Consider the following 13,633-nt stretch of genomic DNA (forward strand, 5'->3'; position numbering starts at 1 on the left):
CGACGATGACCGACGCGCAGGAACACGAACACGCCGGGCCGTCCGTTCCGCAGACCCGCACCGCCCGCCACCGCAGGATCGTCGACATCCTCAACCGGCAGCCGGTGCGCTCGCAGAGCCAGCTGGCCAAGCTCCTCGCGGACGACGGACTGAGCGTCACCCAGGCGACGCTCTCCCGCGACCTCGACGAGCTGGGCGCGGTGAAGATCCGCAACACGGGCGGCGAACTGATCTACGCGGTGCCCAGCGAGGGCGGCTTCCGCACCCCGCAGGCCCCGCTCGGCGAGTCCGCCAAGGAGGAGCGGATGCGCCGCCTCTCCGGCGAACTGCTGATCTCCGCCGAGGCGTCCGCCAACCTGGTGGTGCTGCGCACCCCGCCGGGCGCCGCCCAGTTCCTCGCGTCGGCCATCGACCAGGCCGAGCTGAACGCGATCCTCGGCACGATCGCGGGCGACGACACGCTGCTGCTCATCTCCCGCGACCCGACCGGCGGGCAGGCGCTCGCCGACCACCTGCTGCGCCTCGCGCAGAAGGAGCGCTGACGCCGCTCAGGCGCTCAGCCGTTCAGCCGTTCAGTACCGCGTGATCGCCATCGGCCCGCCCCGCGTGCCGATGGCGATGTGCGGACGGCGGGCCGGATCCGCCCAGGCGAGGATCCGGCGCATCGCCTCCGCCGGCACGGACACACAACCGGCCGTCGCCCCGCGCCCGTTCACATGCAGGAAGATCCCGGCGCCACGCCCGCGCACCGGACGGGCGTAGTTGAAGCCGATGACCAGCGCGTGCGCGTACTGCGTCTGGTACGCCGACAGGTGCTCCGCCTCGGCGGCCCGGCAGTCTGGCGGCAGCCCCTCCACCCAGCGGTTGTACGAGGCCGACGCGTTGTCCTGGCACCACCAGGACCGCTCGGTGACCCGCGCGTACCCGTACGTCGTCCCGGTGGGCGCGGGCGCCGTCCCGAAGGCGTACGGGAGCCCGTAGAGCCCGGTCGGCGTGGTGTTCGTGCCCTGCCGCCGGGCCGTCCCCTCGGCGAGCCCGTTCGCCCCGAAGCGCGCCGGCGCGGATCCGGCCCCGACCCACCGGCCGCCGCGCCGGTCCCACCAGGTGACCGTCCCGGTCGTGGCGCCGGTGTCCGCGGCCTCGGCCGTGATCAGCTGCGAGCCGCCGCCGGTGTCCGCCATCCGCGCGGGGAGGGGAGCGGGCGGCTGGGCGAGGGGGAACAGCAGCACGCCGAGCGCCAGAAGGGTACGCATGGCGCGACGCTAGGCGCCCGGCCCGCGCTCCGCCACGCTACTGAGCCGGGCGGGGGAGCGGCGGCAGCGGGAGCGGCAGCGCGGGCAGCCCGTCCAGGCTGGTCGCCACGTGGTCCTTGCGGGCGCAGTACGCGTCGAACTCCTCCTCCGTCTTGCGGTTGAAGTGGTCCGCGTGCAGTTGCCGGTCCTCCTGGTACTCCATCAGCGGCACGGCGTAGCCGCAGGCGTCGCTGACCCGCCGGGCGTGCACCACGACGATCGCCCGCACACCGCCCTGCCCCTCGACCGCCTCGGCCGGGAAGCGGGCGAACAGCCCGGCGAAGCGCGGGTCGTCCCGGAGCACCACCTCGCCCGTGCCGTGCACCCGCACCACGGTGGGCGGCCCGGAGAACGCCGTCCACATGAGCGTGATCCGGCCGTTGCCCGGCTCCCGCAGGTGCGCCAGCGTCTCGGCGCCGCTGCCGCCGAAGTCCACGTAGGCCAGGGTCAGTTCGTCGAGCACGACGAGCGTGCCCCGGCGACCCTTGGGAGAGAGGTTCACATGACCGTCGCCCGCGAGCGGCGCGGTGGCGGTGAAGAAGACCGGCTGGACCTCGATGAAGGCGCGGAGACGTCCGTCGATGCGTTCATACGTTTTTCCCATGTGACGGATTATCGGTTTCCCCCGCCGTGTGCGGCGGGCCGTTTCGTCTGTTGGGCACGGCACAGGAGCCGGTACGGGGCACAGCGGTCGAGGAGGTCCTCATGGCTCCCCGTGGCGGCGACCCGGCCGCCGTCGAGCACGATGATCAGGTCCGCGGCACGGATCGTCGACAGCCGATGGGCGATGACCAGCACCGCGCACTCGGCGGCGGCCTGCTCGATCGAACGGCGCAGGGCCGCCTCGTTCACCGCGTCCAGGTGGGCGGTCGGCTCGTCGAGCAGCAGCAGACCGGGGCGGCTCAGCAGGGACCGCGCGATCGCGACGCGCTGGCGTTCGCCGCCCGAGAGGGCCATGCCGTGTTCCCCGGCGTCGGTGTCGAGGCCGCGCGGCAGCCGGGCCACCAGCTCGGACAGCTGGGCCAGCTCCACGGCCCGGCCCACCTCCTCGGCGCCGGCCTCCGGGGCGGCGTAGAGCAGGTTCTCCCGCAGCGTGCCGTACAGCACCGGAGCGTGCTGCTCGACGAGCCCGATCCGCGCCCGGTGCTCGGCGCGGCTGAGCGTCCGGACGTCGCGGCCCTCGAAGAGGAGCACGCCGCGGTCGGGGTCGTAGAAGCGCTCGGCGAGGGCGAAGACCGTCGACTTGCCGGCGCCGGAACTGCCGACGAGGGCGACATGGCCCTGCGCGGGGACCCGGAACGACACCCCGCGCAGGACCGGCCGCCCGGGGTCGTAGCCGAACCACACGTCCTGGAACTCCAGCACCGGCGGGCGGTGCCCGGGCCGGGGCGACGGCGCTGAGGAGACGGCGGCCGGGGCTTCGGAACCGGCCGCCGGGCTCCCGCGCACGACCGCCGGGCTCCCGCGCACGACCGCCGGGCTCCCGCGCCCGACCGCCGGGCTCCGCTGCACGGTCTCCGGGCTCCCATGCACGACCTCCGGGCTCCGCCGGACGGCGTTTGGGTTCCCGTGTACGGCCGCCGGGCTCCGCCGGACGACGTCCGGGGCTTCGGGAACGGCTTCGGGCTCGCTCGGCAGGTCGAGGATCTCGGTGATCCGCCGCAGCGCGCCCGCACCCTGCTGCAGGGTGCTCACCGCCTGGAACACCGCGCCGACCGGCCCCACGAGGAAGAGCATGTAGAGCAGGAAGGCGGCCAGGTCGGCGACCGAGGTGCCCTGGTCCGCGACGCGCACGCCGCCGATGAGCAGGACCAGCAGGAACGAGCCCTGCACGGTCAGTTCGATCGCCGGCGCGACCACCGCGTCGAGCCGTCCCACCCGGACGCTCGCGGAGAAGGCGGCCTCGGCCTGCGCGCCGATGCGGTCCGCCTCGCGTCGTTCGGCCCGGCTGGCCCGTACCGTCCGGATGGCGCCGAGGGCCCGTTCCAGCTCCGCGGTCATCGCTCCGGTGGCCCGCTGGGCGCGGAGCGAGGCGCGCGCGATCCCGCGCAGCACGGAGGCGACCAGCAGCCCGCCCAGCGCGATCAGGGCGAGGACGATCAGGAACAGGAACCAGTCGAGCCAGATCATCAGGACGGCCACCCCGGCCAGCCCGACGACGCCGCTGACCGCGTCGGTGAACCCCTCCGCGATCAGCAGGCGCAGCGCGGTGCTGTCGGCGCTCGTGCGCGCGATCAGGTCACCGGTCCGGTACCGGTCGTAGGTCCTCATCGGCAGCCGCAGCAGATGCTCGACGAGGTCGAGCCGGATGCCGAGGACGACGCCCTCGCCGGTGCGAGCGAGGACGTAGCCCGCGACCGCCTGGACAAGGGCCTGGGCGAGGAACAGGACGACCAGCAGGGCGACGGGACCCGCGACGGCCGCTCCCGCCCCGGCCGACTCGATCACCCGCCGGACCACCAGGGGCTGGGCCAGGCCGAGCGCGGAGGCGAGCACGGTCAGCGACACGGCGCCGACGATCCACCGCCGGTGTCCGCGCAGCACCCGCAGGATCTCGCGCGGGCCGGTGAGCCGCCCGCCGCCGCGGTCCCTCATGGCACGGTGCCTCTTCATCGTCATGGCACGGTGAAGAAGGTCCGGAAGTAGTCGGGCGGGTGGTCCTCGCCGACCGGCACGCCCTCCGCCTCCACCCAGGCGTGCGCGGCGAACGGCGGCAGCCGGCGCACCCCCACGCACCACGTCGGCCATCGTCCGTGCAGCCGGCACAGCAGGGCGGTCGCCAGGGACCGGGGCAGGCACCCCTCGGGCGCGGCGCAGCGCATGCTGACGGCGGTCACCGCGTCCCGGGCCGCGCGGGCCTCCTCGTAACGAGCCGGACGGGCACCGCGGCTCACCGCGCCGAGCACCGCGCGCATCCTCCGGGGCGAACGCCGGGCCAGCAGCCGGGCGACGCCGACGGTGAGACGGGCCTCCAGGGCCCGTACCCCTGTCACCGTGGCCACCGGACCGCTCCTCTCCACGAACGGCTCGGTGAGCGGCTCCACGAACGGCTCCACCAGCAGCTCCACGAACGGCTCCCTGCACTGCTCCGCGCGTGGACCCCCGCTCCGCACGGGCGGGCGGCGGCCGGTGCGCCGGGGCCCGGCGTCACCGCTCCACCAGTCCGGACGACTCGAGCGCCTCGACCAACTGCCGTACGTCGTCCCGCGCACTGTCGTCGTCCACGTCGTAGTCCCGCGTCAGCTCGCGCACCGCCTGCTCGGGAGTGCCGCCGGCCAGGAGGGTGCGCAGGACCTGGCTGCCGGTGGGGTTCAGCTCCCAGTACTCGCCGCTCTCCTCGTCGAGCAGGGCCGTCCCGTAGTCGGTCTCGGCGCAGGACACGCCGGTGCGCAGGGTGAGTGTCATGGCGGGGCTCCCACGGTCGGGCCGGTGGTGGCGCGTTCCCGGGCCCGCAGCCAGAGTTCGCAGGCCACCGCCTGGTAGAGCGCGTCGTGCAGGTCGTAGGGGTGGTTGCGGAGCGGGCCGGTACACAGGTCGCGCAGCGCGGCCTCGTCGATCAGCCCGAGCCGGCCGAGCCGGGAGCCGTCGAAGAGCGCGAGCACCTCCGCGCGGTGGGCCCGCAGGGCGGCGTCCAGGTCGCACATGCCGGGGGACTTGGCCGGCCGGTCCAGGCTCGCCGCGGGGACGATGCCGCGCATCGCCTCCTTGACCAGCGGCTTGTACGCGGACGGCGGGCGCTTGTCCTCCGGCCGGACCGCGAGTCCCGCCTCCAGGACGCGGTCGTCGTAGTAGGGCGCGGTGAGGGTCACGCCGAGGCGGGCGGCGAGGCGGCTGATCTGGCGGACCGGTCGGGCGGACTCGCGGATCCCGACGAGGTCGTCGTGCAGGCCCCGGTCCGCGGACAGCGGCCGGGCCGTCGGAGCCTCGGCCCGGATCAGCTCGCGCACGGCGTCGGCCGCGTCCGCGGTGACCCACGGCGCGAGGCGGGGCGTGGGTCCCCAGCCGAGCGCCCCGGCGTCCGGGTCGGGCGGCGGGGGAGTGGTCAGCCGGTCGGCCGCGCCGCGCAGCCAGGCGCCGTAGGACCGTCCGTCGCACAGTTCCCGGAGCATCCGGGCACGCGACCAGCGGTGGGCGGCGGCGAAACCACGCAGCTCGTGCAGGGCGGTCGCCGGCCGGCGGCGCAGCAGCGTGCGCAGATGGGTGGTGGCGCAGCCCAGCACCTCGTCCCCGCCGAAGCCGCTCAGATGCAGGCGCGAGCCGCGCTCCGCGGCCCGGCCGACGACGGCCGCCCACCGGGCGTGGTCCGCGATGCCGCCGCAGGGCTCGTCGAGCAGCTCGTCCAGCGGCCCGCCCGTGCCGAGCAGTCCCTGGTAGATCTCCGGCATCTCGTCGGCCGGGATGACCAGGTGGTCGATCCGCGGAAGCGCGCTCGCGGTGAGGCGGGCGTACCGCACGTCGTCGTCGAGCGGGTCCGGGCCGGCGGCGGTGCAGGCGACGACCTCCGGCGCGGACCGGGCCGCCAGGGCGCACAGCGCGGTCGAGTCCAGGCCGCTCAGATCGCTGCTGACCCGCTCACGGCCGCGGACCCTGGCCTCCACGGCCGCCCGCAACGCCTCGGCGAACGCGACGGCGCCCTCGGCCAGGGGCACTTCGGGTGGGGGAGGCCGCCACCAGCGGACCCGGCGCGCGCGTCCGTCGGGCTCCAGGGTGAGGAAGTGGTCGGGCGGCAGGTCCGAGACGCCTCGCCACAGGGACCGGTACGTGAGGGGGTGGAGGACGGGCGGGTCGAGGAGGTGGAGGGCGAGCCGCCGCGGGTCCGGGCCGGTGCGGCCGAGGGCCGCCGCCACGTCGGCCCGGTCGGAAGCGATGGTGACGCCGTCGACGGTGGAGTGGAAGAGCCGCCGGAACCCGCTGACCGCGCCCTGGGCGCGCACCACGCCGGACACGGAGGCGAGAAGATGGCAGCTGCCGGTGAGACGACGGGCCACCGCGTCGACGTCGGCGACCGTGCGCAGCCGCGCCGCCGCCCCGTCGAGCGGGACGGGCCCGAACTCCCCCATGAGAACGAGCCCGTTGTCCCCGGCCTGCCCGGTCGCGCAGGTGTCCTCGTCCCACCGGCCCACCAGCCAGGGGCGGCCGGAGGGGTGACGGACCATCCGCCGCGCGCCGCCCAGTGAGGCGACGTCAGCGAGGGCGGCGGCCGCCGGAGTGTCCGGAAGGACGACGAACCAGGAGGGAACGGCGGCGAGTTCGGAGCGCACCGGCATCACCACGGTCCTGTTCGCCAGGAGGACGACGGGTGTCCGGCACCCGCCGTCGCTCGTCGGAGATCCTGAGGGGACCGACTCCACTTCTCAGCGGCCCTTCAGCGGCTGTTTCAGAGGAGATTGCCCTTGAAGAGGATGTCCGGAGGACCCTTGCCCTTCCGGATCGGCCTCCCGGTCTCCTTGCGGAAGGAGCCGACCCGAGTCAGCATCGGGCGCTCGTACGCACGCATGTGGGTTGCACCTCCTCTCGCGTCACGGCTCGGACAACCCGCGGCCCCCGCCTGGGGCCGGGACCGCGTCCGGTGAACGCGCCCGGGTGGCAGGGGTGAACCCGCCGAGGGACACGAGGACTTGAGCGCGGACCCTGAATCGCTCTGTGGAACTCCAGGCGGAGCCGGGCGCGTCACGCGCCGGGCGCCGATCGGTCCGTGCACTTCCAGGCTAGTACGTCCCTCTTTGCCAGTCATCTACTCCGCGGCGGGACGCGGCTCCTCGCCGCCGAGTGCCCGCCGCACCCCGAGTGCCCGTCGCACCCGCATCCGCAGCACCGGATCCGGGTCCTCGACGAGCCGCCGGGCCGTCTCCTGGTACGCGACGGAGCCGTGCTCGCGCAGCAGGCGCAACGCCCGGACGCGGACGTGCACCGGCCGTCCCGGCCCCGTGCGGCGCAGCAACTCCGCCTCCGGCAGCCGGCCGGCCTGCGGCAGCAGGGCCCGGGCCGCCTCCCGTACGACACCGGGCGCCGGGTCGTCGAGCAGCGGCAGCAGCCGGGTGAAGTCCGCCTCGAAGAGGCGCAGGCCCATGACGGCGGAGGTGCGCACGTGGTCGCGCTCGTGCCCGGCCAGCTCCCACAGCACAGCCGCGTCCTCCTTCCGGTCGCCGCACTCGGCGAGCCCGAGCGGCGCCCGGTCGGGCACGGTCGCCGCATCGGCGCAGGCCGCCCGGTAGAGCGGCAGAGGATCCCGGCCGTCCTGCCGGAGCACCCAGCGGGCGCAGGCCCGGACGAGACCCGACCGGTCGTAGAGGAACGGCTCCGCCTCCGCCGTGCGGCCGGCCTTCCGCAGCGCGATCACCCCGGCCGAGCGCACCGCGCCGGAACGCGCGCCGAGCAGCAGCGGCAGCGTCTCGTCGGGCACGCCCACGGCGAGCGCGGCGTCGGCGGCCCGGTTCCGTACGGCCGCGTCGTCGTCGTACGCGGCGATCCGGGCCAGCTCGCGTGCGTCGAGCAGGCCGCGCTCGATGGCCGCGGCGAAGGCGAGTCGCCGGGTGGGGCGGTCCCGGTTGCGGAAGAGGGCGGTGACGGTGGCGGGCGGGACGGAGCGCAGGGCGTCCTGGAGGAGGGCCACGCCCTCGCCGCCGCGCAATCGGCCCTTCAGCCGGAGGATCACCGGTGCGGTCGTGCCGAGGGTGGCGGCGTCCGCGCCGGGGAGGGCCGCGGCCAGGACCTCGCGCGCCCGTTCCCGTACCGGAGCGGCCCAGTCGGTGGCGCGCACGGCGACCAGGGGCAGGACGGCGGGGTGGCGGGCCGCGTGGGGCAGGGCGGCTTCGCGGACGAGGCCGCTGGGGTCGCACAGGGCGAGGGCGAGCTGTGACCCCGTGGGCGCGGGGGCGCGCAGGGCGGCGGTGAGGCGGCTCGTGCTCATCCAGGGGTGGGCGGGCCGCTCGATCTCGCCGTAGCCGATCGCGATGCGGATGCCTTCGTCGAGGGCGGTCCACGCGCCGGGGCGCGTGGCGTCGATGACCTGGGCGAGCTCGCGCCCGCGCGCGAGTCGCCGTATCGCCGCGTTCAGCGGCATCTCCTCGCTGCTCATGCACGGAGCCTAGAGCGCGCGCACCCCCTCTGGCCTGCGATTTTCCCTCCGTCATGAGAGTGCTTTGACAAACCATACGGAGGACTGCATAGTTATACCCATCAGTGGTTGCAAGGTAAGGAGAACCCCGTGACCGAGCGCGTCGTACTCGCCTACTCGGGCGGCCTGGACACCTCCGTCGCCATCGGCTGGATCGCCGAGGAGACGGGTGCCGAGGTCATCGCCGTCGCCGTGGACGTCGGCCAGGGCGGCGAGGACCTGGACGTCATCCGCAAGCGCGCGCTCGCCTGCGGTGCGGTCGAGGCCGAGGTCGCGGACGCCAAGGACGAGTTCGCCGACGAGTACTGCCTCCCGGCGATCAAGGCCAACGCCCTCTACATGGACCGCTACCCGCTGGTCTCCGCCCTCTCGCGGCCGGCCATCGTCAAGCACCTCGTCGCCGCCGCCAAGAAGCACGACGCCTCGATCGTCGCCCACGGCTGCACCGGCAAGGGCAACGACCAGGTCCGCTTCGAGGCCGGCATCCAGGCCCTCGGCCCCGACCTGAAGTGCATCGCCCCGGTCCGTGACTACGCGATGACCCGCGACAAGGCCATCGCCTTCGCCGAGAAGGCGGACCTGCCGATCGCGACCACCAAGAAGTCCCCGTACTCCATCGACCAGAACGTCTTCGGCCGCGCCATCGAGACCGGCTTCCTCGAGGACATCTGGAACGCCCCGATCGAGGACATCTACGAGTACACCCAGAACCCGGCGGTCGCCCGCGAGCCCGACGAGGTCGTCATCTCCTTCAAGGAGGGCGTCCCGGTCGCCGTCGACGGCAAGCCCGTCACCGTGCTCCAGGCCATCCAGCAGCTCAACGAGCGCGCCGGCGCCCAGGGCATCGGCCGGATCGACATGGTCGAGGACCGTCTCGTCGGCATCAAGTCCCGCGAGGTGTACGAGGCTCCCGGCGCGATCGCCCTGATCACCGCCCACCAGGAGCTGGAGAACGTCACCGTCGAGCGCGAGCTGGCCCGCTACAAGCGGCAGGTCGAGCAGCGCTGGGGCGAGCTCGTCTACGACGGCATGTGGTTCTCGCCGCTCAAGCGCGCCCTGGACGGCTTCATCAACGAGGCCAACCAGCACGTCACCGGCGACATCCGGATGACCCTGCACGGCGGCCGCGCGGTCGTCACCGGCCGGAAGTCCGAGGAGTCGCTCTACGACTTCAACCTGGCCACGTACGACACCGGCGACACGTTCGACCAGTCGAAGGCGCAGGGCTTCATCGACATCTTCGCCCTCTCGGCGAAGATCGCCGCGAAGCGCGACCTGGGCTGACCCCCGCACGTTGAACAAGCCGCCTCCCTGTCTCGTACGCCGTTGGTACGGCAGGGAGGCGGCGGCACATCCAGACACTGTCCTGAGGAGCACAGCAGTGAGCAGCAACAACGGTGACGTCCGGCTCTGGGGCGGCCGGTTCGCCGACGGGCCCGCCGAGGCCCTGGCGAAGCTGTCCGCGTCCGTCCACTTCGACTGGCGGCTCGCGCCGTACGACATCGCCGGTTCCCGTGCGCACGCCCGCGTGCTGCACAAGGCCGGGCTGCTCACCGAGGACGAGCTGACCCGCATGCTGGCCGGCCTGGACCAGCTGGAGGCGGACGTCGCCGACGGCTCCTTCGTCGGGACCATCGCCGACGAGGACGTCCACACCGCCCTGGAGCGCGGCCTCCTGGAGCGGCTCGGCGCCGAGCTCGGCGGCAAGCTGCGGGCCGGCCGGTCCCGCAACGACCAGGTCGCCACGCTCTTCCGGATGTACCTGCGGGACCACGCCCGGATCATCGGCGGCCTGATCGCCGAGCTCCAGGACGCGCTCGTCGGCCTCGCCGAGGCGCACCCGGACGTCGCCATGCCCGGCCGGACGCACCTCCAGCACGCCCAGCCGGTGCTCTTCGCCCACCACGTCCTCGCGCACGTCCAGTCGCTCTCCCGGGACGCCGAGCGGCTGCGCCAGTGGGACACCCGGACCGCGGTCTCCCCCTACGGATCCGGCGCGCTCGCCGGCTCCTCGCTGGGGCTCGACCCGGAGGCCGTGGCCAAGGACCTCGGCTTCGAGCGGGGATCGGCCGGGAACTCGATCGACGGCACGGCCTCCCGTGACTTCGTCGCCGAGTTCGCCTTCATCACCGCGATGATCGGCGTGAACCTCTCCCGGATCGCCGAGGAGATCATCATCTGGAACACGAAGGAGTTCTCCTTCGTGACCCTGCACGACGCCTTCTCCACCGGCTCGTCGATCATGCCGCAGAAGAAGAACCCGGACATCGCCGAGCTCGCCCGGGGCAAGTCCGGTCGGCTCATCGGCAACCTGTCCGGCCTGATGGCGACGCTCAAGGCGCTGCCGCTCGCCTACAACCGGGACCTCCAGGAGGACAAGGAGCCGGTCTTCGACTCCTGCGACCAGCTGGAGGTCCTGCTGCCGGCCTTCACCGGCATGATGGCCACCCTCACCGTCAACCGGGAGCGGATGGAGGAGCTCGCCCCGGCCGGCTTCTCCCTCGCCACCGACATCGCCGAGTGGCTGGTCAAGCAGGGCGTCCCGTTCCGGGTGGCGCACGAGGTGGCCGGCGAGTGCGTGAAGGTCGCCGAGGCGGAGGGCAAGGAACTGGACGAGCTGACGGACGAGCAGTTCGCCAAGATCTCCGAGCACCTCACCCCCGAGGTCCGCACCGTCCTCAACGTCCCCGGCGCCCTCGCCTCCCGCAACGGCCGCGGCGGCACGGCCCCTTCGGCGGTCGCCGCCCAGCTGGTCGAGGTCAAGGCGGACCTGGTCATCCAGCACGCCTGGGCCACCGCCAAGCGCTGACCGCCTGGGCCACCGCCAAGCGCTGACCTCATGGCCGCCCGGAACCTGCCCGTCCGGCCTTCCCCTCCCGCCCCCGGTACCGCTCTGCGGTGCCGGGGGCGGGAGCGTTTCTATGAGGCGTCGATTTATCGCGTGAGACATTCATGTCTCACGCGGTGTATGGTTGTCTCATGCCACCCGTCGATCGCACCCAGGTGCTCCACTCCGCCGCCGCCACCCTCAGCGTCCGCGCGACCGCCACCATGGACGAGGTCGCCCGGGCCGCCGGGATCGGGCGGGCCACGCTGCATCGGATGTTCGCCGGGCGCGAGGCGCTGATCCGGGCGCTGGAGCAGATGGCCATCGAGGAGCTGGAGGCCGCGCTCGACGCGGCCCGGCTGGACGACGGGCCCGCCGACGAGGCCGTACGCAGGCTGGTCGCCGGCGTCGAGCCCGTCGCGCCGCTGCTCTCGTTCCTCGTCACCGAGAACCAGCTGTTCGAGGGCGAGGAACAGAACGAGGGCTGGGCCCGCCTCGACGCTCGCATCGCCGCGCTCTTCCGGCGCGGACAGGAGCAGGGCGTCTTCCGGATCGACCTGACGCCCGCCTGGCTCGCCGAGGCCTTCTACGGGCTCGTGGGCTCCGGCGCCTGGGCCGTGATGGACGGCCGGGTGGCCGCCAAGGACTACCAGTACATGATCGCCGAGCTGCTGCTCGGCGGAGCACGCAGGAGCGTGGAGAAGTGATCACCGACAGCGTCAAGGGCGCGACCGTGCACGAGAGCCATACGGAGAGCCATACCGAGGGCGTCCGCCGCCCCGGCCGGTGGCTCGCCCTCGCCGTGCTCGTCCTGGCCGTGCTGCTCGTGGCCGTGGACGCCACGGTCCTCGGCCTCGCGACGCCCTTCCTCTCCGAGGACCTCAAGCCGACCGGCACCCAGCTGCTGTGGATCGGCGACGTCTACTCCTTCGTCATCGCCGGACTCCTGGTCTCCATGGGCAGCCTCGGCGACCGCATCGGCCGCAAGAAGCTGCTGCTCGGCGGCGCCGTCGCGTTCGGTGCCCTCTCCGTGCTCAACGCCTACGCGAGCAGTCCCGAGATGATGATCCTGGCCCGCGCCCTGCTCGGTGTCGCCGGTGCCACCCTGATGCCGTCCACGCTCGCCCTGATCCGCAACCTCTTCCACGACCCGCGCGAGCGCAGCCTCGCCATCGGCATCTGGGGCGCCATGGCCTCGGCCGGCGCGGCCGTGGGCCCGGTCGTCGGCGGCTTCCTGCTCGAACACTTCTGGTGGGGCTCGGTCTTCCTCATCAACCTGCCCGTGATGGCCGTCCTGGTCCTCGTCGGCGCCAAGCTGATCCCCGAGTCGAAGAACCCGAAGTCCGGCCCCTGGGACCTGCCCAGCGTCGGTCTCTCCCTCGTCGGCATGATCGGCGTCGTCTACGCGGTCAAGGAGCTCGCCGCCCACGGCCCCACCCTCGGAGCCGCGGTCGCCGCGGTCCTCGGCATCGGCGGTCTGACCTGGTTCGTGCGCCGTCAGCTCACCCTGCCGGCGCCGCTCCTGGACATGCGCCTGTTCCGCCACCGCGGCTTCTCCGGCGCCGTCCTCGCCGACCTGCTGACCATCCTCGGCCTGTCCGGCCTGGTGTTCTTCCTGTCCCAGTTCTTCCAGCTGGTCCAGGGTCGCCAGCCCCTGGAGGCCGGACTCGCCGAACTGCCCGCCGCCGTCGGCGCGGTGACGGCCGGTCTGGTCGCGGGCCACGTGGCCCGCCGGTTCTCCGTCAGGTCCGTCGTCTCCGGCGGTCTCGCCGCCATCGGCCTCGCCCTCGCGACGCTGACCGCGCTCGGCCAGTCCACCGCGTACCCGCTGCTCGGCGCGAGCCTGCTGGTCGTCGGCGTGGGCGCGGGCTTCGCGTTCACCGTCACCGCCGACGTCATCCTGTCCAGCGTCCCCCGCGACCAGGCCGGTGCCGCCTCCGCGGTCTCCGAGACGGCGTACGAGCTGGGCGCGGCCCTCGGCATCGCGCTCCTCGGCTCCATCGTGACCGGCGTCTACCGGGACTTCACCGCCCCGGCCGGCCTCCCCGCCGGCACCGCGGCCGCGGCCCACGACTCGCTCGGCGGCGCCGTCGAGGCCGCCGCGGGCCTCGCCCCGGCCCAGGCAGACGCCCTGGTCACCGCCGCCCAGGACGCCTTCGTCGACGGCCTGCGCCTCGCGGCCGGCGCCGGCGCGGCGGTCCTGCTCGCGACGGCGGTCGCGGCCTGGTTCCTGCTCAGGGGCCAGAAGCTGGCCGACGGCATCGAGCACTGACGCGTACGACGCGTACGACGCGCGCGACACGCACGAGACGTACGACACGCGGAAGCGCGAACGTGGGGGCGCCCCCAAAGGGAAAAAGACTAAAGGGGGCCCCCACCGGAGGAGAAGCGGGGACC

General features: G+C 73.8%; 13 protein-coding genes. 5 read left to right on the forward strand and 8 right to left on the reverse strand.

Annotated elements, in window-relative coordinates; all coding sequences use genetic code 11:
- Positions 1–5: 5 nt before the first annotated feature.
- Positions 6–542 carry an arginine repressor gene (locus tag ACWEJX_RS25195; RefSeq protein ID WP_403796947.1) on the forward strand — a complete coding sequence of 179 codons (537 nt, stop codon included), beginning with the start codon at positions 6–8 and terminating at the stop codon, positions 540–542.
- A 30-nt stretch (positions 543–572) separates the two neighbouring features.
- On the opposite strand, the gene ACWEJX_RS25200 is transcribed toward ACWEJX_RS25195, so the two are convergent.
- The 8 genes from ACWEJX_RS25200 to ACWEJX_RS25235 form a co-directional block, all read right to left on the reverse strand.
- On the reverse strand, positions 573–1,253 hold the full coding sequence (locus ACWEJX_RS25200; protein ID WP_451609673.1) for a L,D-transpeptidase family protein: 681 nt from the start codon (positions 1,251–1,253) through the stop codon (positions 573–575).
- Positions 1,254–1,290: 37 nt separating this feature from the next.
- Entirely contained in the window at positions 1,291–1,896 is a 606-nt protein-coding gene (locus ACWEJX_RS25205; RefSeq protein WP_451609674.1) for a pyridoxamine 5'-phosphate oxidase family protein, read from the reverse strand.
- An 8-nt stretch (positions 1,897–1,904) separates the two neighbouring features.
- Entirely contained in the window at positions 1,905–3,887 is a 1,983-nt protein-coding gene (locus ACWEJX_RS25210; protein WP_451609675.1) for an ABC transporter ATP-binding protein, read from the reverse strand.
- A gap of 20 nt (positions 3,888–3,907) precedes the next feature.
- Positions 3,908–4,312: a lasso peptide biosynthesis B2 protein gene (locus tag ACWEJX_RS25215; RefSeq protein WP_451609684.1), complete on the reverse strand. Its 405-nt coding sequence runs from the start codon at positions 4,310–4,312 to the stop codon at positions 3,908–3,910.
- A gap of 127 nt (positions 4,313–4,439) precedes the next feature.
- On the reverse strand, positions 4,440–4,697 hold the full coding sequence (locus ACWEJX_RS25220) for a lasso peptide biosynthesis PqqD family chaperone (RefSeq protein WP_451609676.1): 258 nt from the start codon (positions 4,695–4,697) through the stop codon (positions 4,440–4,442).
- Positions 4,694–6,559 carry an asparagine synthase-related protein gene (locus ACWEJX_RS25225; protein WP_451609677.1) on the reverse strand — a complete coding sequence of 622 codons (1,866 nt, stop codon included), beginning with the start codon at positions 6,557–6,559 and terminating at the stop codon, positions 4,694–4,696. Before ACWEJX_RS25225 ends, ACWEJX_RS25220 begins: the two co-directional genes overlap by 4 nt.
- 110 nt (positions 6,560–6,669) lie before the next feature.
- Positions 6,670–6,789 carry a keywimysin-related RiPP gene (locus ACWEJX_RS25230; RefSeq protein ID WP_451609678.1) on the reverse strand — a complete coding sequence of 40 codons (120 nt, stop codon included), beginning with the start codon at positions 6,787–6,789 and terminating at the stop codon, positions 6,670–6,672.
- A 237-nt stretch (positions 6,790–7,026) separates the two neighbouring features.
- Complete coding sequence (locus ACWEJX_RS25235; RefSeq protein WP_451609679.1) at positions 7,027–8,370, reverse strand: hypothetical protein; 1,344 nt, start codon at positions 8,368–8,370, stop codon at positions 7,027–7,029.
- A 129-nt stretch (positions 8,371–8,499) separates the two neighbouring features.
- Between ACWEJX_RS25235 and ACWEJX_RS25240 the strand changes: the two genes are divergently transcribed.
- The 4 genes from ACWEJX_RS25240 (at position 8,500) to ACWEJX_RS25255 (ending at position 13,508) form a co-directional block, all read left to right on the forward strand.
- Positions 8,500–9,693 carry an argininosuccinate synthase gene (locus tag ACWEJX_RS25240; protein WP_451609680.1) on the forward strand — a complete coding sequence of 398 codons (1,194 nt, stop codon included), beginning with the start codon at positions 8,500–8,502 and terminating at the stop codon, positions 9,691–9,693.
- A 97-nt stretch (positions 9,694–9,790) separates the two neighbouring features.
- Complete coding sequence (argH, locus tag ACWEJX_RS25245) at positions 9,791–11,218, forward strand: argininosuccinate lyase (RefSeq protein WP_451609681.1); 1,428 nt, start codon at positions 9,791–9,793, stop codon at positions 11,216–11,218.
- Positions 11,219–11,388: 170 nt separating this feature from the next.
- Positions 11,389–11,943, forward strand: a complete 555-nt coding sequence (locus ACWEJX_RS25250; protein ID WP_451609682.1) for a TetR/AcrR family transcriptional regulator — start codon at positions 11,389–11,391, stop codon at positions 11,941–11,943.
- Positions 11,944–11,969: 26 nt separating this feature from the next.
- Positions 11,970–13,508 (forward strand): MFS transporter, encoded by a 1,539-nt coding sequence (locus ACWEJX_RS25255; RefSeq protein ID WP_451609685.1) that lies wholly within the window; start codon positions 11,970–11,972, stop codon positions 13,506–13,508.
- Positions 13,509–13,633 lie beyond the last annotated feature (125 nt).

The sequence above is a fragment of the Streptomyces sp. NPDC004788 genome, assembly GCF_053601115.1.